The sequence below is a fragment of the Paracoccus versutus genome (genome assembly GCF_000763885.1).
Lineage (GTDB): Bacteria > Pseudomonadota > Alphaproteobacteria > Rhodobacterales > Rhodobacteraceae > Paracoccus > Paracoccus versutus.
Genome location: NZ_JRKO01000180.1, coordinates 1 through 555, shown reverse-complemented (window position 1 = coordinate 555; position 555 = coordinate 1). Strand labels below are relative to the sequence as shown.

Below are 555 nucleotides of genomic sequence, written 5' to 3'. Positions count from 1 at the left end.
CTGGCTGATGGCCGGCGCCTCGGGCCAGGATGCGTTCGGAAGCGCGCAGGCGCTGCTGCTGTCCGTGCCTGGGCGTATTGCGCTTTTTCTTGTAACGCTGGAGCTGTTTTACCACCTTTGCAACGGCGTCCGGCATCTGGTCTGGGACAGTGGCCGGGGCTTCGAATTGCGCGCGATCTATGCCGGCGGATGGACGGTGGTGGGGACAAGCCTGATCCTGACGCTGGCGTTGTGGACATGGGGGCTGGCATGACGATCCGCCATATCCCGCCATTCGCACGGGCACGCGGCCTTGGAGCAGCGGGGCATGGCACGGGTCATTGGTGGGCACAGCGGGTCTCGGCCGCGGGTCTGGTGCCGCTGGTCCTGTGGTTCGCCCTGGCGTTGGCCGGCGGCGCGGCCGCGGATCACGCGAAGCTGGTGGCCTGGTTGGCGGCGCCGCTCAATTCCGGGCTCATGATCCTGCTGTTGATGGCCGGCTTTCATCATGCGGCGCTGGGGCTCCAGGTTCTGGCCGAGGACTACATTCATTCCGGCGCGCGGTTCGTCGCCGCG

At 67.2% G+C, this 555-nt stretch carries 2 protein-coding genes; both read left to right on the top strand.

Going from position 1 to position 555, the window contains the following annotated elements; translation table 11 throughout:
- Positions 1-253 (top strand): succinate dehydrogenase, cytochrome b556 subunit (gene sdhC / locus IT40_RS26545; protein ID WP_036761569.1); only part of this gene is annotated, 253 nt, incomplete at its 5' end.
- A partial coding sequence (gene sdhD, locus IT40_RS26540) for a succinate dehydrogenase, hydrophobic membrane anchor protein (protein ID WP_036761568.1) occupies positions 250-555 on the top strand: 306 nt, incomplete at its 3' end. The genes sdhC and sdhD, both read left to right, overlap by 4 nt.